Raw genomic sequence first — 19,318 nt, forward strand, 5'->3', positions numbered from 1 at the left:
GAACCCTTAGAAATACGCGCGCAGACGGCCGCCGTCCGTGAGGAACAGGCGGCCGTACGCGATCGCCGGCGGATAACTCTGGTCGCTCGCCATGCCGCCACCCACCGTCCGGCCGGTGGCGGCGTCGGCGATCGACAGCGGCGAGCCCATCCCGGACGGGCTGTACAACAGCCCCCCGGCACGGACCGGCTGGCCGGCGGCGTCGGGCAGGTGCACCGACCACAGTTTGCGGCCGGTCCGCGCGTCCAGGGCCAGCGTGCTGCGGTACCGCGGCAGATAGACGCGCTGGTCGTCGGCGGTGACCGACGGCGACGGCCAGGTGGACCGCCAGAGCACCGCACCGGTAGCGGCGTTCACCGCGGTGAGCCCCCCGCCCTGCCCACCGACGTAGAACCTGCTGCCGGCCGGGTCGCTGCCCACGGCGTACCAGTCCTCCCGGGTCTGCCAGAGCGTCGCGCCGGTGCCGATGGCCACCGCTCGCGAGCCCTGCCCTTCGGTGCGTAACAGCAGCCGCCCGCCCGCCGACAGCAGCCCTTCACCGCGCGTCCCGGTCAACTGCCACGCCCGCGACCCGTCAACCAGCCGGTACGCGGTAGTGGTGAGCGAGAAGTCCGGCCGGATGTCGACCACCGCGACGCCCCGGTCCACCACCATGTCCTGCGCGAGCACCCCGAGCGGCACATCCCACAGCTGCGCCCCGGTGCCCCCGTGGAAGGCAGTCAGGAAGCTGCGCTGCCCGTCGCAGGCATAGGTCAGGGTGATCAGCTTGCCGTCCGCGACCGCCATTCGCGTCACGCCGCGACGGTTCAGGACGGCGTGCCACCGCCGCGCCCCCGTAGCCGGGTCGTACGCCCCCACACCCCCCGGATCGCTGGTGTAGACGCTGCCCGCCGCCACCAGCGGCTCCCGCCCCACTTCACAGTCCGGCGAACCATGAGTAGGAATCTCCCACCGAAGCCGCAGCGAGCCGACCACCGCAGCCCCGATCCGACTCTCATGCGGGTTGTAATACGTAGCCCCCGGGCCATACCCCGGTTGGGCCCACTCCGAAGCCGGCGCGGCCGGAGACACTATTAAGGCCGCTGCAAGCACGGCCACCGATACAAGGCTCATGCAAGATCAACGACCAACCCCCCACCCCGGCATCGACCACAACCAAGCCCGGTCCCCGCCGCGCCACAACTACAGGCCCACAACCACCGCCCGACGCGACCACCGCAACATAGGGGTTCGGGACGCTGGGCCCCGGCAGACGCCGCCCCGAGCCTCTTCCGGCCCGACATGCCGCTTTCTCAGCTGCTCTTGCGGGTCGGGCGACGTAGCAGCTGACCTGGCGAACGCGCACGCGCAACCACCGCACCGAGCGCAACCGCCGCACCGAGCGCAAGCGCCGTATCGAGCGCAAGCGCCGTATCGAGCGCAACCACCGCACCGAGCGCAACCACCGCACCGAGCGCAAGCGCCGTATCGAGCGCAACCACCGCACCGTGGGGGGTTCGGGGGGCTCGGCCCCCCGGCAAGCAACGCGAGACGCACCGGCCCGCGCTTTCCGCGGGCAGGAGGCGCCGCAACGAGCCCCCGGTCGGGATCGAACCGACGACCTCCCGTTTACAAGACGGGTGCTCTGGCCATCTGAGCTACAGGGGCGGGCGGACCTCAGCATAACGTCCTGTGATGCGGTCGCCATCTTGGCAGGTCACCTAAAAACAAATACGGTTGCGGGGCTGTTCCTTCTACTCGGATCGTCCGGCACGTTCCTGCCGGTGGAAAGGAAGTCGATTCACCATGGCTACCGTCACGTACGACAAGGCCTCCCGGATCTACCCGGGTTCTGAGCGTCCCGCGGTCAACGAGTTGAACCTCGAGATCGGCGACGGGGAGTTCCTCGTTCTGGTCGGCCCTTCCGGTTGTGGTAAGTCCACCAGCCTGCGCATGCTCGCCGGCCTGGAGGATGTGGACCGCGGCCGCATCCTGATCAACGAGAAGGACGTCACCCACCTTCCGCCGAAGTCCCGTGACATCGCGATGGTGTTCCAGAACTACGCGCTGTACCCGCACATGACGGTGTACGAGAACATGGCGTTCGCGCTGAAGCTGCGTAAGACCCCGAAGGCGGAGATCGACAAGGCGGTCAAGCAGGCCGCCGCGCTGCTCCAGCTGGAGGAGTACCTGTCGCGGAAGCCGAAGGCGCTGTCCGGTGGTCAGCGTCAGCGTGTCGCGATGGGCCGCGCGATCGTGCGTCAGCCGCAGGTGTTCCTCATGGACGAGCCGCTGTCGAACCTTGACGCGAAGCTCCGTGTTCAGACCCGTTCGCAGATCGCCAGCCTGCAGGCGAAGCTCGGCGTCACCACGGTGTACGTGACGCACGACCAGGTCGAGGCCATGACGATGGGCCACCGGGTGGCGGTCATGCTGGACGGCGTGCTGCAGCAGGTGGACACGCCGCGGGCGCTGTACGACACTCCCGGCAACGTCTTCGTCGCCGGTTTCATGGGTTCGCCGGCCATGAACCTGAAGACTGTTCCGCTGAACGAGTCGGGCGCCCACTTCGGGTCGTTGAACGTTCCGCTCACCCGTGAGCAGGTCGCCGCGGCGCAGCAGGGTGGCGACGGCAAGGTTGTGATCGGTTTCCGTCCGGAGGCGGCGGAGGTTGTCACGGAGTCGGTGGACGCGCTGCCGATCGTGGTGGACCTGGTCGAGGATCTCGGTTCGGACGCCAATGTGTACGGCCACTCCGAGGTCGGCGGTGGCTCCGAGCGGTTCGTGGTCCGGACCGAGCGTCGTTACATGCCGCACATGGGCGAGACGATCTACATCCGGCCGCAGACCAGCGCGCTGCACGTGTTCAACGCCGGCTCCGGTTCCCGGATCTGAGCAACGCCGTAAGTGATTGAGGGCGGCCTCCCGGTCGGGGGGCCGCCTTCGTCATGAGAAGCGGTACAGCAGGTGCTGTTTCTCGCCGACGCAGGCCAGCACCTTGGTGTTCCACGAGCAGGACCCGGTGTAGACGTCGCGCACTTCGCCCATCGGCACTGATTCGTCGCCGAGGTGGACGCCGGTGAGGGTCCGGTTGCCTTTGGAGGCGGTGAGCGGGTCGGCGAAGCGCAGCAGGTTGCCGCCGTCCAGCCGGGCGGCCCGGCCGGGTTCGGTCCAGACTGCGGCGCCTTCCGCGTCGATCAGGGTGACGTCGTCGGTGCCGGCGCTGGTGCTGGCCAGCACCGAGTCGCCGACCGGGGTGAGCGCTTCGACCTCGGCGAGCGGCAGGTTCCACAGTTTGCCGCCGTTTTCCGCGTCCACGGCAATGACCTGGTCTTTCGTCCGGTCATATCCGTCGGTCTGGACGAAGCAGAGCCGCTTCTCGCCGCAGGGCGTGAACGTGCTGAGGGTGGCGTCGGCCGGTGCGGTGTACAGCGTGGCGGGCTCACCGGAGTCGTCCAGCGAGTAGCCGAAGACCCGGTCGGCGTTGCCTGTGGTGTCCTCGGCGAACAGCCGCCCGTCGTGCGCCAGGACGTCGTTGCTGGTGGACATGACCGCGGGCCAGGACCGCAGTTCTTTCCCGGAGTCGAGGTCGAGCAGGCGTACCACGTTGTCGCCGTTGATCTGAATGATTCGTGGGTCGCTGACCCGCGCGTTCAGCAGGCGTCCGAGGGTGGCCGACGGCCCGTGCAGGTCTTCGGGCGTGGTGGCCGCGACGATGGCGGAGGAGCCCGGGTCGTCTTCCTCGTGGGTGACGTTGCCGGTCTTGCGGTCCAGCCAGAGCAGCCGGTCTTCGCCGCGGTCCGCGACCAGCACGGTCCCGGCGCCGAGGTGCACGACGTCGGAGCTGCCGAGCGGCCGGTCCCACAGTTTCTTCCCGCCGTCCCCGGCGTCCAGGACCAGCATCGTGATTTTGCCGGAGGCGTTCAGCGTGGAGCGCAGCACCAGTTCCGCCGGCGTCGCCAGCAGCGTGTCCCAGCCGGTCACGCCGGGCTCTGTCAGCCGGGTGCGCCACAGCTCCTTGCGGGACTCGGTGTCGACGGCGACCACGCCGAGCGCTCCGGTCGAGTCGGTGTTCGCGAAATAGGCGCGGTCGCCGACCACCTCGGCGTCGGACCAGAACGAGCTGATCTCGACGGCCGGCTGATAGCCGCTCGGCTCGTCGAGCTGATGGAAGTCGAGGGCCGGGAATTCCGGCCGGAGCAGCACCGCGGTGGTCACCCCGAGCGCGACGACGCCGGCCACGATCGCTGCCAGAACCCGTTTGCGGTACGACCGGAGCACACTCCCGCCTCGGGGAAGCGCGGTGGTCTCCGGTTCGGCGCCCGGCATCGTCCAGGTGGAGTGCGGGTGGGCCGGTGACTGCGGATCGGACAGGTGGAAGGGCACGTGCCCGTCCTTGGCGATGGCGTCCGCCTCGGCGGTGGCCCACGGGTCGACCGGCTCCGCGTACTCCGCCTTGCCGGGCCGCTCCGCGTCGGCGCCCTCCGGCTTGCCGGGAACCGACATCTCGCCGCCCTTCTCCACCTCGCTGTCGGTCCGCCATGCTACCGACCAGGTCCGCGACGGCCAGTTCTTCGTGCGGTGGCGGCCCGGTGCGGCCGAACTGGGTGCTGATTCGAGATATTTCGGCTGGCTATCGTGGGCGCCATGCGTATCGAGCGAGTCACCGCCGCCGCCGACGTGCACCGCGCTGCCGACCTCTTCGACGCGCCGCCGCTCGAGGCCGCGACCGATCGCTTCCTGGCCGACTCCACCCATCACCTGCTGCTCGCCTACGACGAGGCGGACCGCCCGATCGGGATGATCAGCGGTGTGGAGACCACGCATCCGGACAAGGGCACCGAGATGTTCGTGTACGAGCTGGGTGTGGCGCCGGTGGCCCGGCTGCAGGGCGTCGGCGCCGCCCTGGTCGACGCGCTCGCCGCGGTGGCCCGGGAGAACGGCTGTTACGGCATGTGGGTGGCGACGGAGAACGACAACGAGGCCGCGCTCGCCACCTATCGCCGGGCCGGCGCGTGCGAGGAGATGACCTTCACCCTGCTCAGCTGGGATCTGAACGGGAAGTGACAAGCAGCCGGGCCGGGCGGTCCGAGGGCGGCCAGACGTACGGCAGGTCGTCGGGGATGTCGGCGCCGAACTTCGGCCGGTAGAAGTCCGGGTCCTTGCGCAGCAGCGCCGACCGGTGGCTGCGGTGCAGGTCCTCGTCGCCGAGCCAGGGCGGGAGCTCACCGGCCTCGGCGAGTTCCGTCGCGGTGCGGATCACCTCGATGCCGGTGGCGGCCCGCAGATCGGTCAGCAGGGTCGCCGCGCAGGTGTCGGCCCGTCCCGTCGCGGTCCAGACGTCACACATGTCCAGGCCGTACCGGACCAGGCCCTCCTCGTACCCCTGCCACATCTTGACCGCGGGGTGGTGCCGCCATCCGTAGCCGGGCTGGATCAGCCCGCGCAGCACCTGGATGGTCTCCACCCGCTGCTTGCCGAGCCGTTTGGTGTCGAGCGCCTCGGCGCTGGCGGTGAAGCCCGGATAGGGCAGGAACGTCTGCACGTTTCCGATTGTCCGTCGCCGGCCAGGCGCGGGCGTCATTCCCCCGCCATCCGCGAGCCGACGTAGATCACGTCCCCCAGGTCGTCACGGCCGAAGGCTTGTTCGTTGGTGAGGTGGCTGTCGTACGGGCTGACCCGGCTGATCTCCCGGCCCTCGCGGAAGACGAGTTGCAGACCGTGCTCCTCCTCCCAGGAGCACTCGCACTCCACGGAGAGGTAGACCGGCCCGTCCCGTTCGATCGACACCGCAGAGCCGAACGTGACGTGGTCCCAGACCTGCTCCGGCCCAGCGATCCGGACGTGTTCCCAACCTTCCTGGTCGAAGGCGTCGGCGACGTCCTGGTAGTAGTCCCAGACCGCTGACGTCGCGGCCGTCAGCACCGAGTCGTCGAGTCGCAGGAAGGCGGCGACCGCGCGGTGGAACGGCTCGGGGTCCTCGTCGTACGCCTCGGCGTCGGCCAGCACGAAACGGCACTCCCGGCCGCCGAAGACGGGCACCGGGACGGGGCTGCTCCGGTGGTGTTCCTCGGTCTCGTCGTAGGTGAGCGGGCCGAGGCCGGGGATTTCCATGCCGTGCACCTTAAGGGGCCGTGCACCCGGAAGAACGCGAGAGCGCGCGCCGCTGGACGTTGGCGGCGCGCGCTCTCGCTCGGGTAATGACTACTTGGCGACGAAGCCGTCGACCGGCTCCTCATAGAGGCGGGGGTCCTCGGCCTCGGTCGCGGGCAGGCCGGTCGCGGCGCGCTTGGCGGGGCTCGGGGTGGCCGAGGCGGCGGGCGCGACCGGGTCCACCGGGGCGACCGGATCGGCGTCGCCGGTGGTGGCCGGGGACTCGCCGGTTGCCGGGGCCTGCGTGGCGGGCGTGGTGACGGCCGGTGCGGACGGGGCCGGCTTGGCGGCCCTGCCGGTGGCGGGCCGGCCGGTCGCGCCGGTGCCGGTGATGTCGGACGCGGACGCGGCGGTGCCGGGGCCGGTGATGTCGGTGCCGGTCGAGCGCCGGACCGGGGAGCCGCCGATCGGGAGGCCGGCGAAGTCCGGCCGCACGTCGACGAACCGGCGCTGCAGCTCGTCCATCGCGGTGGTGGTGCCGTCCAGGCCGCCGAGCAGCGGGAAGTCCACGCTCTGCCGCTCCGCGCGGCCGGCCACCGGGCGCCCGCCCGCGGTGGGCGTGCCGGGCAGCGCGGACATGCCGGCCGGGGTGAGGCCACTGACCACCGGGAGCGTGCTGACGAGCCCGTCGACCGGCGCGTCCGCGACGGTGAAGTCCTGGCCGGCGAGCGGCATCGGGACGCCGGTGACCGGCACGCCGCCGAGGGCGCCGGCGGGCTCCGTCGAGTTCGGACGGGTGCCGCTGATCACGTCGGCGGCGGGCGCCAGCGGGCGGCGCCGGTCGGCCGGCTTCTCGATCCGGCGGGCCGGGCGCTGCGCGGGCAGCGCACCGGTCACGTCGGAGTCGGCGCCCGGCTCCAGCTGCAGGAGCTTGCGGTCGCCGCCGGGCTGCAGGGTGACCAGCGGCTGGCCGCTGAGCGGATCGGAGGCGAGCGGGCTGCCCACCCGCCAGTCGTTGGTCGGCTCCAGCGCATATCCGAGAGCGTCGAGGGGCGCTCCCGCACCGCCGGGGTTCGGCAGCGGCTCTGCCTGGGCGGGCGCTGCTCCGAGGAGGAGGAATCCGCAGGCGATCGCTCCGGCACACCACAACTTGCGCACTGATCTTCTCCTGGCCACATCGGACGATGATTCGGCGGGATGTCCGCCAAGTCGGACGAATGGTTCGGATGGGGCAACGAGCGGCCACGCGAGCGGGTTCCGGCTGACTACGATCTCGAACGTGAGTGTCGTTCCTGCTGAAGATCGATCCGGCCCGACGCAGTCCGATCCGGACAGACGCCCTCACCTGGTGCTCTGCGGCGCGGACGCACTCGTCTACACGCTCGCCGAGGAGCTGGCGAACTCGCGCCGGCGGATCCGGATCACCGTGATCACTCCGCATCGTCTCCGGCCGGACGTGCCCGACCTGGCGGGCCTCGCGGACCGCGGGGTGGAGTGGCACAAGGCCGACCGGCTGGACGAGCGCACCTTCCGGGAGGCGGGCCTGGCCGGCGCCACCGCGCTCGCCCTGGTGATGCCGGACGACATGGTCAACCTGCACGCCGCGCTCTGCGCCCGGGAGGTCGAGGCCCGGCTGCGGGTGGTGGTGCGGATGTTCAACACCGGGCTGGGCCAGAGCGTGGTGCGGCTCTTCCCGGACTGCGCCGTGCTCTCCGACGCGGAGATGGCGGCGCCGGCTTTCGTCGCGGCGGCGCTGGGCGAGGTCGCACCGACCCATTTCCAGCGCGCCGACCGTACTCTCTATGTCGCCCGCCGGCAGGATGTCGCCAGCCGGCGCGTGGTGCTCACCCTGGCCACCTCCGACGACCGCGGCGAGGTGCGTTACCTGCCCGCGGAACCGGGGTCAGCGGCGGCGCGGCCGACCGACCTGGTGCTGGCCGAGGCAGTCGGCCGACCGGCCGGTGAGGACGTCACCCGCCGCCTGCTCACCCGGGCCGGGCGCCGCAGACGGCCGTTGCTCGTCGTCGGCCGGGCGATCCGCGCGGCGCTGAGCCGCAAGCTCGGCATCGCCGTTCTGATCACCCTGGCCACCACCGTGGTGGCCGGGCTGGTGCTGAACAAGTTCGACAGCAGCGCCGACGGGCGCGGGCTCTGGACGTCGATCTACATGACGCTGCTTACCGCTGTCGGATCCTCCGATGTAGAGGTCGACCGGAACCCGGTCGCGCAGGCCGCGCAACTCGTGCTCACCATCGCCGGTCTCGCGCTGATCCCACTGATCACCGCCGCGGTGGTGGACGGCGTGGTCAACGCGCGGCTGGCGCTGAACCAGGGCCGGATCGCCGGGGAGATGAGCGACCACATCGTGCTGGTCGGCCTCGGCAACGTCGGCACCCAGGTCCTGCGGCAGCTCACCGACCTGGGGATGCGGGTGGTGGCGATCGACCGGGTGCCGGAGGCGCGAGGCGTGAAGAGCGCCCAGCGCCGCCGCGTCCCGGTGATCGTCGGCGACGCCTCGGCGGAGGCGACACTGCAGGCCGCCTCGATCGACACCTGCCGGGCGCTGGTCGTGCTCTCCACCGACGACTCGGTGAACCTGCAGGCGGCGCTGCAGTCCCGGGTGACCCGACCGGACCTGCGCGTGGTCCTGCGGCTCTTCGACGACGACTTCGCGCAGCGCGTCGAGTCGGCGTTCCAGATCACCGTCTCGCGCAGCGTGTCCCGGCTCTGCGCGCCGGTCTTCGCGGCCGCCCTGCTGGAACGCGACGTGCACGCCAACCTGCCGGTCGACCGGCAGGCGGTGATGGTCGCCACGGTGACGGTGTACGCCGGGTCCACCCTGGACGGGGCGCCGCTCGAGCACGCCGACCACCCGGGTGAGGCCCGGGTGATCGGCATGTCCGCCGCCGGTCAGGAGTGGGTCGACTGGGGGCCGGACCGCCGCCGGGTGCTCGCGGAGGGCGACCGCATCCTGGTGGCCGCCCGCCGGGACGGCCTGCGCGGCCTGGTCGAGCTGGCCGGTCCGAGCCTAGAGCAGGCCGGCCTCGACGCCGCTGAGTGACTCCGCCTCCACGCCGCTGAGCGACTCCGCCTCGATGCCGAGGACGGCCTGCTCGTCCGGCTTGTTGACCAGCACCTCGGACAGGTACGACTGAACCGTCGGGCCCATGCCGACGTCCCGGCCGGCCCGCTCGGAGAGCAGCCACTTGTGCTGGATGATCTGGGAGAAGATCTCCTGGGGCTCCAGCTTGCGGCGCAGATTGGCCGGCACCGCCCGGACCACCGGCTCGAAGACCTCGGTCAGCCAGCGGTGCGCGGCCTGCTGCTCGTCGGTGAGGTGGCTCTCCGCGCGGTATGTGTCCAGGTCGTTGAGCAGCTGCCGGGCCTGGTTCTCCTCGGCGTCCAGGCCGGTCAGCCGCATCAGGCGGCGGGTGTGGTAACCCGCGTCCACGACCTTCGGGCGGACCTTGTAACCGTTGTCCACCGTGGACATCGACACCTCGGCGACGTCGAAGCCCATCTCGTTGAGGCGGCGGATCCGGCGCTCGATGTGGTGCCGGGCGTCCTTGGCGACCTCCTGCTCGTACGTGACCTCGTGCCACAGCCGCTCGTACCGGGCCACGATGTCGTCGACCACCTTCTCCGGGTCGATCGACTCGTGCAGCAGCTCGGCGGCCTGCAGGTCGAGACACTCGCCGAAGATGTTCAGCCGCAGGATCTCGATGTCCTCGCTGCGCTGCCCCTCGGACAGCTTCGGATAGAGGTTGCCGGTCTCCGCGTCCACCAGGTACGCCGCGAAGGCGCCCGCGTCCCGCCGGAACAACGTGTTCGACAGCGAGCAGTCACCCCACGAAAAACCGGTGAGATGCATGCGTACGACCAGCGCGGCCAGCGCGTCGAGCAGCCGGTTCATCGTCTCCGGCCGCAGCACGCGGGAGAACAGGGCACGGTATGGCAGGGAGAACTGCAGATGCCGGGTGACCAGCACGGTCTCCAGCGGCTCGCCGTCCGGGGTCTGCCGGTCGGTGGCGATGGCGACCGCCTGCACCGCCGGGAAGTCGATCCGCTCCAGCGCGCGGAGCAGGTCGTACTCCTTCTCGGCGATCCGCTCCCGGGTCTCCTTCATCGCGTAGACGACGTTGTTCAGCTTGACGAACCGGACGATGTGCCGGGAGATGCCCTGCGGCAGCGCGACCAGGTGATCGGCCGGCCAGTTCTCCAGCGGAATGTGCCACGGCAGGTCCAGCAACGCCGGGTCGATGAGGGCGGACGTGATGCGCACTGCCCAAGTGTGCCGTGTCCGGCGGCGCGTCGCGTCCGTACGTGGCTCGTTACACAGGTGCGAAACGGCCGACCAATGCAGCGGGAGTGGCATGCGACGCAGGACAGCCATCGTCATCGGAACGTGCGCCGCGATGGCGCTGGTCACCACGGCCGGCGCGGTGGCATTCACGCAGCCCGGCGAACGTTCGCGGGTGGTCTGGCACGAACCGCCGGCTGTCGCGCGTACCCCGGTGGCGGTGCACGGCCAAGCGCCCGGCGTCACTTCTGCGCCGTCGCGGGCTGCGAGCGCGGAACGCCCCGGTTCGTCGGATCCTTCGCCCAGCGGCAGCGGCGACAGCAGCGCGCCGGCCACCACGGAGCCCCGCACCGAGTCGGCCACCGGGTCGGCCGCCACCCTGCGCGAGCGCGGCGATCGGCGGCACGAGTCGTCGCCGGCGACCGGGCGGCAGCGGGTCGGCGAGCTGGTGCGGGTGTCCCGGCTTCTCGGCTACCTGGCCGGGCCGAAGCGGGAGAGGTTCAGCTACCCCGGCGCGTCGTACGTGAAGCTGCACTTCGGCCGGATGGCGCTGCTGCCCGGCGACTACGTGACCGTGTCGAACCCGCAGAAGACCGAGTCCTACCGGTACGAGGCCGCGGAGGCCACCAGCCGCTGGGCCATGTCGATCACCGGGGACACCGCGGACGTGGAAGTGCACCGGGCGGTGAACCCGCTCGGCCTCGGATCGGTGCTGGGCAACCTGGGCGTGCGGGTCGACCGGGTGGCCAAGGGCTTCGGGCGGGGCGAGAAGGCGCCGGCGAGCCCGGGCCGGGAGGAGTCGATCTGCGGGACGGACACGTCCAGCGACGCGGTCTGCTACGAGTCGAAGGACCCGGTCGCCTACACCAAGTCCAAGGCGATCGCCCGGTTGCTGATCAACGGCACCGAGCTGTGCACCGGGTGGCGGGCCGGTCCCAAGAACCGCATGATCACCAACAACCACTGCCTGACCACCTCCGGCGAGGCCTACGACACCGAGGTCTGGTTCAACTACCAGTGCGCCAAGTGCGGCGGGTACGACGTCTTCAAGCCGACCAAGGTGTGGGGCGACAAGGTGCTCGCCACCGACCGGGTGCTCGACTACACGCTCTTCACGGTGGACGGGTTCGCCGCGATCTCGAAGTTCGGCTACCTCACCCTGGACACCGCCCGGCCGGCCAGGGGGCAGGCGCTCTACGTGCCGCAGCACCCGGCCGGTGAGCCGACCCGGATCGCCGGTGGCGCCGGTGACAAGGCGGGCAACTGCGCGGTGGAGAACCCGGACTACACGGGATATGCCGAACACTCCGACGTCTCGTACTACTGCGACACCGCGGGCGGGTCGTCCGGGTCGCCGGTGCTGTCCCGGGCGACCAACAAGGTGGTGGCGCTGCACCACTTCGGCGGCTGCCCGAACAGCGGCGTCCGGGGGGACCTGCTGTTCAACCGGTTGCGTGCACAGCTTTAGCTTGGAGGCGTGACTTCGACTCTTCCGGCGACCCGGGTCCGCAGCTGGTGGCCGGACGTGCTGGCGCTGGCCGGGTTCGCCGCGATCAGCGTGGCGCTGGCCCGGGGGGTGTTTCTCCGGCTCGACCTGCGGGTGGCCGAGTGGGTGCTCGCCAACCAGCCGGCCCCCGTCCACTGGACCGCCCGGGTGCTCAACTATCTGGGCCAGGGCGGGCAGGTGCTGATGCCGGTCGCGCTGGTCCTGACCGGCCTGCTGGTGCACCGGACCCGGTCGGTGCGTGCGGTGCTGCCCTTCGCGGCGGCGTTCGTGCTGACGTTCCTGACGATCGGCCCGGCGAAGGTCTTCTTCGACCGGGCCGCGCCGCGGTTCGCCGGCCCGGAGAAGGAGATCCTGTTCAACCCGTACGCATCGGGTGAGCTGGCGATGAGCTATCCGTCCGGGCACATGGGCAACGTGCTGGTCTGGTACGTGGTGCTCGCCATTCTGATCGTCGCGCTGATCCACCGGCCGCTGACCCGCGGGGAGTGGCTGGCGCTCCGGGTCGTGCCCGTGGTGATCGTCTTCGGGACCACGGTCTATCTGGGATACCACTGGGTGACGGACTCGGTGGCCGGCGTGCTGCTCGGGTTCTTCCTGGCCCGCCTGCTGGCCCGCATCTCCTGGGACCGGCTCCCGCTGCCGCCGCTGCGGGGCTGGGAACGGCCGGCCGGCCTCTGACCCGGACCCGTGGCCGCGTCAGACCCAGGTCCCGGCTCGCATGACCCGGCGCAGCTCCAGGCCCGCGGAGAGGACCACCACGTCAGCGCGGTGGCCCGGCAGCAGCGAACCGATCTGGCCGGCCAGGCCGAGCAGCCGCGCCGGCGTCGTCGAGGCCATCGCGACGGCCTCCACCAGCGTGAGGCCTGCCTGGACCGCGTTGCGCAGGGCCACGTCCATCGTCAGCGTGCTGCCGGCGATCGAGCCGCCCTCCGCCAGCCGGGCCACCCGCTCAGCGACCACGACCTCCTGACCGCCCAGCTCGTAACGGCCGTCCGGCATGCCGGTGGCGTCCATCGCGTCGGTGACCAGCAGGGACCGGTCGGAGCCGGCGCTGCGGGCCGCGAAGGCCAGCATGCCGGGATGCAGGTGGATGTTGTCGGCGATCAGCTCGACCGCGGCGGTCGAGGAGAGCATGCCGACCACCGGGCCGGGCTCGCGGTGGTGCGGCGGGCGCATGCCGTTGAAGAGGTGGGTGGCCAGGCTCGCGCCGGCTGCCACACCGGCGAGGGTCTGGTCGTACGACGCGTCGGTGTGCCCGATCGCCGCCAGCACGCCGTGGTCGCGCAGCAGGGTGATGGCCTCCAGCGCGCCCGGCAGCTCCGGGGCGATCGTCATCATCCGGACCGCGCCCTCGCCGACCTTGACGAGCTCGTTGATCTCGGTGGGCGCCGGGTCCCGCAGGAAGGCCGGGTTCTGCGCGCCGCAGCGGATCCCGGAGAGGTACGGGCCCTCGAAGTGGATGCCGGCAAGCACCCCCTCGGTCACCAGCGGCCGGTAGGCCTCGGTGGCCGCCCGCATCAGCTCGAACGGCGAGCTGACCAGGCTGGCCAGCAGCGTCGTGGTGCCGTGGCTCAGGTGGAACTCGGCCGCGCCCCGGGCCGCCGCGGGATCGCCCGTGGTGAACGTGTGCCCGCCGCCGCCGTGGCAGTGCAGGTCGACGAAACCGGGCACGATCACGTCGTCGCCCGCGGCGGGGTCCGGCACGATCGCGGCGATCTCCCCGCCGTCGAGGTCCAGGTGCCCGGGGATGACCGCGGTGGGGGTCACGATCCGGCCGGAGATCCGGGTCATGCGTTTCCTAAGGTGTCGAGAGCGAGCAGGGCGGAACCCAGGCAGCCGGCAGTGTCGCCCAGCTCGGCCCGGACGATCTCGGGGGTGCGGTGGAACGTGACGCCCCGCAGGACCGCGGCGCGTACCGGCTGGAGCAGACCGTCGCCGGCCTCGGCCAGCCCGCCGCCGAGCACCACCACGCCGACGTCGTAGAGCGCCTGGGCGGTCAGCAGGCCCTGGGCCAGCGCCTCCGCGGCGTCCTGCCACACCCGGGTGGCCAGTTCCTCGCCTTCGGCGGCCCGGATGGCGACGTCGTAGGCGGTGGCCTCGGCGATCCCCGACAGTTCGGCGTACCGCTGCCCCACCGCCCGGGCCGAAGCCTCCGCCTCCAAACAGCCGCGCAGGCCGCAGCCGCACTCCCGGCCGCCGGGCCGGATCACGATGTGCCCGATCTCGCCGGCCGCGCCGTGCGCACCGGGATAGCCGGCGCCGTCGACCACCAGCCCGCCCGCGATGCCGGTGCCGATCGCCACGAACAGCACGTGCCGGCGGCCCCGCCCGGCGCCCAGACGAGCCTCGGCGAGGGCGCCGACCCGGACGTCGTGGCCCAGCGCGGCGGGCATGCCCAGGCGTCGCGCGGCGAGATCACGCAGCGGTACGTCCCGGAAGCCCACGTTGGCCGACCAGACCGCCACGCCGTTGATCTCGTCGACCACCCCGGGCACGGCGATGCCCGCGGCGACCGGGGTGAGCCCGTCGGCGCGCGCCTTGGCGGCCAGCCCCTCGGCGACGGACAGGATGTTCTCGGTGACCGCCTCGGGACCCCGGGCGGCCAGGGTGGGATGACGTTCCTCGTGGTGGACGGTGCCGTCCGGGCGGACCAGCGCGCATTTCATCCCGGTGCCGCCCACGTCCAGGGCGACGACGACCCGGCTCATTGCAGGACGACAGATCTGGTCAGGTTGCGTGGGTTGTCCGGGTCGAGGCCCTGCGTGGTGGCGAGCAGCACGGCCACCCGCTGGGCCAGGACCAGGTCGGCCATCGGGTCGAGCGGGGAGCGCCCGCCGGTCCACCGGCCGAGGGAGGCGTAGCCGCCGTGGTGGCGGCTGTGCACGTACGCCGCGCCGGTCGCCTCCACCTCGTCGGCCAGCCCGGCCGGGACGTCACCGAACGCCCACACCACGCGGCGCGGCCCGGCGATCGAGATGGGGCCGTGCCGGTAGTCCATGGCCGGGTACGACTCGGTCCAGAAACCGGCCGTCTCCCGGCACTTCAGCGCGGCCTCCTCGGCGAGCCCGACGGTCCAGCCCCGGCCCAGGAAGGTGATCTGGTCGAACAGGGCCGGGTGCACCGGCAGCGGCAGCCGCACGGCGACCTCGCCATCCATCGCCACGGTCTCGATGTCGTGGCCGAGGTGCGCCCGGAGCAGGGCCAGCACGCTGGTCGCGAACCGGGTCTGCACCACCGACTGCTCGTCGGCGAAGTCCAGCACCACGGGGTGGGCGGCGATCGCGGCGGCGGGCTGCGACGGGTCGGCCGTGAGCACGGTGACCGGCGTGTTGTCGCCGACGGTGCGGATCAGGTCGACCACCTCGGTGGTGGTCCCCGACCGGGTGATCGCGACCAGGCGGTCGTAGCGCCGCCCGTACGGGAAGTCGGAGGCCTGGAACGCGTCGGTCTCGCCGTGGCCGGCCTGCTCGCGGAGCACCGCGTAGGACTTCGCCATGAACCAGGATGTCCCGCAGCCGACGACGGCGACCCGCTCGCCCCGCTCCGGGAGACCCGGTGACCCGGCTAGCTTCGCGGCCTGCCGCCAGCACTCGGGCTGGGTGGCGATCTCCGCCTTCACATGGCTCATGGCTGTTCCTCACCGGTAGTTAGCTGCGCATTCGCGCTCGGTTCCCGGGTCTTTCGCGCGTTATTGTGCTCATGACGTTGCCGTCGGGGCAAGTTCCCGAGGTCGTTCGCGCATGTGGCGGCTTTGCTTCCGGGCCTTTCGCGCACTAATGTGCACACACTTATCATGAAACGTGCATCGGAGAGTGTCGGGTGGACCGGTACGCGCGGTGGAATGCCCTGCTCGAGCTACTCGCGGAGAGCGGCCGGGTAACGGTCGAAGAGGCGTCCGAACGTCTCGACGTGTCCCAGGCCACCATCCGCCGTGACTTCGACCAGCTCGCCCAGCAGCAGATGATCACACGTACCCGTGGTGGTGCGGTTGCCAACGGAGTGTCGTACGACCTGCCGCTGCGATACAAGAGCGCCAAACACTCCGCCGAGAAGCAGCGCATCGGCGAGGCGGCCGCCCGGCTGGTCACCCCCGGCACCGTCGTCGGGCTGAACGGCGGCACCACGATCACCGAGGTGGCGCGGGCACTGGCGGTCCGGCCCGACCTGAACGTCAGCGGCGACGGCGCCCAGCTGACCGTGGTCACCAACGCGCTGAACATCGCGAACGAACTGCTGGTCCGCTCCCGGATGAAGATCGTGGTGGCGGGCGGCGTGGTCCGGCCGCAGTCCTTCGAGGTGGTCGGCCCGCTGGGCGGGGCGCTGCTCAAAGAAGTGACCCTCGACATCGTCCTGCTCGGCGTGGACGCCCTCGACGTGGAACTCGGCGCGGCCTCCCACCACGAGGGCGAGGCGTCGATGAACAGCCTGATGGTGGCCCGCGCCAAGCGCGTCGTGGTGATCGCCGACTCGTCGAAGCTGGGCGGGCACGCCTTCGCCCGGATCTGCCCGATCACCAAGGTCGAAACTCTGGTGACGGACTCCGGCGCGCCGCCGTCGGTGGTGGCGGCCTTCCGTGAGGCCGGCGTCGAGGTCATCACCGCCTGACGGCATCGCGGGGTATCGATGTTGGTCGAAGCGCCGATATCACGCCTCCCTGGGCGGGCCGCTGTTCCGTGCGCCGTGCCGGCGGACATCGACCTGGACGCCGTCGACGATCTCGACGACGAGACGAGGGTGGAATCGACGAATTTCGGCACGGCGAGCGGGCAAGAGTGTCCCGGAGACGGCCTTCGTGACCTAGGGTGCGGCGAGTGACCGCCGTACTCGAGATATCAGGGCTGCGGAAGACCTATCGCGGCCGTAAAGGTGTCCGGAACGCGCTGGACGGCTTCGACATGGTCGTGGAGGCCGGGCAGGTGCACGGGTTCCTCGGGCCCAACGGCTCCGGCAAGACCACGACGCTGCGTACGCTGCTCGGCCTGATCAAGCCGAACGACGGCCGGATGGCGATTCTGGGGCGTGAGGTGCCGAAGCATCTGCCGCAGGTGGCCCGCCAGGTCGGCGCGATCGTGGAGAGCCCGCAGTTCTTCGGCAATTTCAGTGCCGAGGCGACGCTGTTCCTGCTCGCCGACGCCGGTGGCGTCAACCGCAACCGGGTCTATTCGGTGCTCGATCTGGTGGGCCTGCGGGATCGGGCCAAGGAGCGGGTGAAGACGTACTCGCTCGGCATGAAGCAGCGCCTCGCGGTGGCCTCGGCGTTGCTGAAGGAGCCGAAGCTGCTGATCCTGGACGAGCCGGCGAACGGTCTGGATCCGGGCGGCATCCGGGAGATGCGCACGCTGATGCGGGACCTCTCGTCGGCCGGGATGACTGTGCTGCTCTCCAGTCACATCCTCGGCGAGATCCAGCTGATCTGCGACTCGGTCACGATCATCTCGGCGGGGCGGCGGGTCACCTCGGGCTCGGTCTCCGACGTGCTTGCCCGGCACCGGTCCGGCGCGGTGAAGGTGCGCCTGGAACCGGGCGTCGATCTGTTGAACGCGGCGCAGATCCTGCGGACGGCCGGCGCCCAGGTGAGTCTGGAGAACGACCATTTCACGGTCGGCAACGCCAGCAATCCGGCGCAGATCACGAAGTTGCTGGCCGAGCGGCAGATCTATGTGAGTGAGCTGACCCCGGTCGCGGCGGATCTGGAGGACGTCTTCCTGGAATTGACCGGCACGGCGCCGGTCGAGGGGCAGAACCGGCAGGTCGATCAGGTGTCGGCCGCGGGCAAGGGCGGGTGGGGTCAGTGAGCCTGGCACGTGCCGAGACCCGGCGGCTGTTCAAGCGCCGCTTCACCCGATTCCTGCTCACCGGGGTGCTGCTGATCCTGACGGCGGTGGCGGTCGGCGTCTATTTCTCCAACCAGAAGGTCACCGAGACGCAGATCGCGCAGGCGAAGGCCGACGCCGACCGGGATTACCAGCAGAGTGTGCGGACCGCCGCGCAGGACAAGGAGAAGTGCCTCGCGGCGGCGGGCACCCCGGATGCGGCGAACTGGCCGCCGAACTGCGACGAGCTCTACACGCCGTCGCCGGAAGACTTCAACTACGTCTGGTACATGCAGGAGACCTTCGAGTTCCGAGGCGAGTTCCCGAACATGATCTCGGTCTTCGCGGTGGTGCTGGCCGCCGCGGCGTTCCTGATCGGAGCGTCCTTCGTGGGCGCCGAGTGGAACAGCGGCGGCATGATGAACCTGCTGCTCTGGCGGCCGCAGCGGATCCGGGTGCTGGGCACCAAGCTAGCCGTGTTCCTGGGCTGGCTGGCCGCGTTGTCGGTGCTGCTGGGCGCGGTGTGGACCGGGGTGTTCCACGTGATCGCGGAGTTCCGCGGCACCACCGAGGGGCTCACCCCGGGCGCGTGGCAGTCGATCGGGCTGTTCGGTCTGCGCGGTCTGGCGCTGATCGTGGTGGCCGGCGCGCTCGGATTCGCGCTGGCCTCGCTGGGCCGGCACACCGGCATGGCGCTCGGCGCGCTGATCGCTCTCGGCGCGGTGCAGATCGGCGTCTTCGTGATGGCGCAGCTGGCCGGCCTGAAGTTCCCGGACGCCTATGTGCTGCCGTTGTGGGGCGTCGCGTGGCTGTACAAGGAGTTCGTGGTGGAGGACTACAACTCCTGCGACTTCTCCTCCACCTCCGGCTGCGAGGCGGCGACGTTCACGATGACGTGGCAGGCAGCCGGGATCGGCATGGCGGTGGCCGTGGTCCTCGTGGTGGGTGCTTCGATGTGGACAATGCGTAAGCGGGACATCACGTGAGGTAACGTACGCGAGGATCGCCGGCGACGTTTATGCTGGTGATCCCCTCGTACATCTGTGCTGGACGATGCCCCTTGGGAGTGCCATGCAGCCCGCCGCCGAACCGACCGGAGAGAAACCGGCCGACGAGCAGCAGCACATCCCCGCCCCGCGCGAGGCGTCCGAGCCGGCACCGGAGCCCACAGTCTCCGGCCTGGCCGAGCGGGAGCAGCAGATCCTCGCCTTCGAGGCGAAATGGTGGAAGCACGCGGGCGCCAAGGAGCAGGCCATCCGGGACACCTTCGGCCTCTCCTCGACGCGTTACTACCAGCTCCTCAACGCCCTGCTGGACAACCCGGCCGCCCTCGAGCACGACCCGGTTCTGGTCGGCCGCCTGCGACGGCTCCGCTCGACCCGGGCCCGGACCCGCCGGCGCTGATCAACCCCACGATCCCTTCTTTGGTACGAGCAATGGGCTCCCCGACCGCGACTACGCGTGCCGGGCCTACCCCGCGACCCGGCTGCGGCCCCCGGGCCGCAGCGCGGCCGCCGGGCTGAAGCGGCCCGGGGGGGGGGGGGGGGGAGAGGGGGGGGGGGGGGGGGGGGGGGAGGGGGGGGGGGGGGGGGGGGGGGGGGGGGGGGGGGGGGGGGGGGGGGGGGG

Annotated in this window: 19 protein-coding genes and 1 tRNA gene; 9 read left to right on the forward strand and 11 right to left on the reverse strand. The window is 71.1% G+C overall.

Features of this window, described 5'->3' with window-relative positions:
• Positions 1–6: 6 nt before the first annotated feature.
• From AC0NH5_RS41230 to AC0NH5_RS41240, 3 genes are all read right to left on the reverse strand, one after another.
• Positions 7–1,113, reverse strand: coding sequence for an outer membrane protein assembly factor BamB family protein (locus tag AC0NH5_RS41230; protein WP_474413575.1), 1,107 nt, complete (start codon positions 1,111–1,113; stop codon positions 7–9).
• A gap of 179 nt (positions 1,114–1,292) precedes the next feature.
• A complete protein-coding gene (locus AC0NH5_RS41235; RefSeq protein ID WP_474413577.1) occupies positions 1,293–1,481 on the reverse strand; it encodes a hypothetical protein in 189 nt (62 codons plus the stop codon).
• Positions 1,482–1,573: 92 nt separating this feature from the next.
• Positions 1,574–1,647, reverse strand: a tRNA-Thr gene (locus AC0NH5_RS41240).
• A 138-nt stretch (positions 1,648–1,785) separates the two neighbouring features.
• Between AC0NH5_RS41240 and AC0NH5_RS41245 the strand changes: the two genes are divergently transcribed.
• Positions 1,786–2,874 carry an ABC transporter ATP-binding protein gene (locus AC0NH5_RS41245; protein ID WP_474413579.1) on the forward strand — a complete coding sequence of 363 codons (1,089 nt, stop codon included), beginning with the start codon at positions 1,786–1,788 and terminating at the stop codon, positions 2,872–2,874.
• A 51-nt stretch (positions 2,875–2,925) separates the two neighbouring features.
• Here AC0NH5_RS41245 and AC0NH5_RS41250 read toward each other — a convergent pair whose 3' ends face one another.
• Complete coding sequence (locus tag AC0NH5_RS41250) at positions 2,926–4,503, reverse strand: outer membrane protein assembly factor BamB family protein (protein ID WP_474413581.1); 1,578 nt, start codon at positions 4,501–4,503, stop codon at positions 2,926–2,928.
• Positions 4,504–4,626: 123 nt separating this feature from the next.
• On the opposite strand from AC0NH5_RS41250, the gene AC0NH5_RS41255 reads away from it, so the two are divergent.
• The gene (locus AC0NH5_RS41255) at positions 4,627–5,046 is read left to right on the forward strand and encodes a GNAT family N-acetyltransferase (RefSeq protein ID WP_474413583.1); all 420 of its coding nucleotides are present in this window, start codon (positions 4,627–4,629) and stop codon (positions 5,044–5,046) included.
• On the opposite strand, the gene AC0NH5_RS41260 is transcribed toward AC0NH5_RS41255, so the two are convergent.
• The 3 genes from AC0NH5_RS41260 to AC0NH5_RS41270 form a co-directional block, all read right to left on the reverse strand.
• On the reverse strand, positions 5,021–5,524 hold the full coding sequence (locus AC0NH5_RS41260; protein WP_474413585.1) for an MSMEG_6728 family protein: 504 nt from the start codon (positions 5,522–5,524) through the stop codon (positions 5,021–5,023). The two genes, AC0NH5_RS41255 and AC0NH5_RS41260, sit on opposite strands and share 26 nt — an antisense overlap.
• Positions 5,525–5,559: 35 nt before the next feature.
• Positions 5,560–6,093, reverse strand: a complete 534-nt coding sequence (locus tag AC0NH5_RS41265; RefSeq protein ID WP_474413587.1) for a DUF6985 domain-containing protein — start codon at positions 6,091–6,093, stop codon at positions 5,560–5,562.
• Between the two features lie 90 nt (positions 6,094–6,183).
• Positions 6,184–7,230: a hypothetical protein gene (locus AC0NH5_RS41270; RefSeq protein WP_474413589.1), complete on the reverse strand. Its 1,047-nt coding sequence runs from the start codon at positions 7,228–7,230 to the stop codon at positions 6,184–6,186.
• 121 nt (positions 7,231–7,351) lie between these two features.
• On the opposite strand from AC0NH5_RS41270, the gene AC0NH5_RS41275 reads away from it, so the two are divergent.
• Positions 7,352–9,133 (forward strand): potassium channel family protein, encoded by a 1,782-nt coding sequence (locus AC0NH5_RS41275; protein WP_474413591.1) that lies wholly within the window; start codon positions 7,352–7,354, stop codon positions 9,131–9,133.
• On the opposite strand, the gene AC0NH5_RS41280 is transcribed toward AC0NH5_RS41275, so the two are convergent.
• Positions 9,101–10,354: a DUF4032 domain-containing protein gene (locus AC0NH5_RS41280; RefSeq protein WP_474413593.1), complete on the reverse strand. Its 1,254-nt coding sequence runs from the start codon at positions 10,352–10,354 to the stop codon at positions 9,101–9,103. The two genes, AC0NH5_RS41275 and AC0NH5_RS41280, sit on opposite strands and share 33 nt — an antisense overlap.
• Positions 10,355–10,445: 91 nt before the next feature.
• Between AC0NH5_RS41280 and AC0NH5_RS41285 the strand changes: the two genes are divergently transcribed.
• Complete coding sequence (locus AC0NH5_RS41285; RefSeq protein WP_474413595.1) at positions 10,446–11,840, forward strand: trypsin-like serine peptidase; 1,395 nt, start codon at positions 10,446–10,448, stop codon at positions 11,838–11,840.
• 9 nt (positions 11,841–11,849) lie between these two features.
• Positions 11,850–12,557 (forward strand): phosphatase PAP2 family protein, encoded by a 708-nt coding sequence (locus tag AC0NH5_RS41290; RefSeq protein WP_474413597.1) that lies wholly within the window; start codon positions 11,850–11,852, stop codon positions 12,555–12,557.
• 18 nt (positions 12,558–12,575) lie between these two features.
• Here the strand turns inward: AC0NH5_RS41290 and nagA are convergent, their stop codons facing one another.
• From nagA to AC0NH5_RS41305, 3 genes are read right to left on the reverse strand one after another with little or no spacing between them, the layout of a single operon-like run.
• Complete coding sequence (gene nagA / locus AC0NH5_RS41295; protein WP_474413599.1) at positions 12,576–13,670, reverse strand: N-acetylglucosamine-6-phosphate deacetylase; 1,095 nt, start codon at positions 13,668–13,670, stop codon at positions 12,576–12,578.
• A complete protein-coding gene (locus tag AC0NH5_RS41300) occupies positions 13,667–14,587 on the reverse strand; it encodes an ROK family protein (RefSeq protein ID WP_474413601.1) in 921 nt (306 codons plus the stop codon). The genes nagA and AC0NH5_RS41300 overlap by 4 nt, the downstream gene beginning before the upstream one ends.
• On the reverse strand, positions 14,584–15,507 hold the full coding sequence (locus AC0NH5_RS41305; RefSeq protein ID WP_474413603.1) for an SIS domain-containing protein: 924 nt from the start codon (positions 15,505–15,507) through the stop codon (positions 14,584–14,586). The genes AC0NH5_RS41300 and AC0NH5_RS41305 overlap by 4 nt, the downstream gene beginning before the upstream one ends.
• 191 nt (positions 15,508–15,698) lie before the next feature.
• On the opposite strand from AC0NH5_RS41305, the gene AC0NH5_RS41310 reads away from it, so the two are divergent.
• The 4 genes from AC0NH5_RS41310 (at position 15,699) to AC0NH5_RS41325 (ending at position 19,096) form a co-directional block, all read left to right on the forward strand.
• A complete protein-coding gene (locus AC0NH5_RS41310) occupies positions 15,699–16,484 on the forward strand; it encodes a DeoR/GlpR family DNA-binding transcription regulator (RefSeq protein WP_474413605.1) in 786 nt (261 codons plus the stop codon).
• 206 nt (positions 16,485–16,690) lie between these two features.
• On the forward strand, positions 16,691–17,674 hold the full coding sequence (locus AC0NH5_RS41315) for an ABC transporter ATP-binding protein (RefSeq protein ID WP_474413607.1): 984 nt from the start codon (positions 16,691–16,693) through the stop codon (positions 17,672–17,674).
• Positions 17,671–18,678 carry an ABC transporter permease gene (locus AC0NH5_RS41320; protein ID WP_474413609.1) on the forward strand — a complete coding sequence of 336 codons (1,008 nt, stop codon included), beginning with the start codon at positions 17,671–17,673 and terminating at the stop codon, positions 18,676–18,678. Before AC0NH5_RS41315 ends, AC0NH5_RS41320 begins: the two co-directional genes overlap by 4 nt.
• A gap of 67 nt (positions 18,679–18,745) precedes the next feature.
• Positions 18,746–19,096: a DUF3263 domain-containing protein gene (locus AC0NH5_RS41325; protein WP_474413611.1), complete on the forward strand. Its 351-nt coding sequence runs from the start codon at positions 18,746–18,748 to the stop codon at positions 19,094–19,096.
• Positions 19,097–19,318: the final 222 nt, after the last annotated feature.

The organism is Actinoplanes sp. 13 (assembly GCF_056134165.1).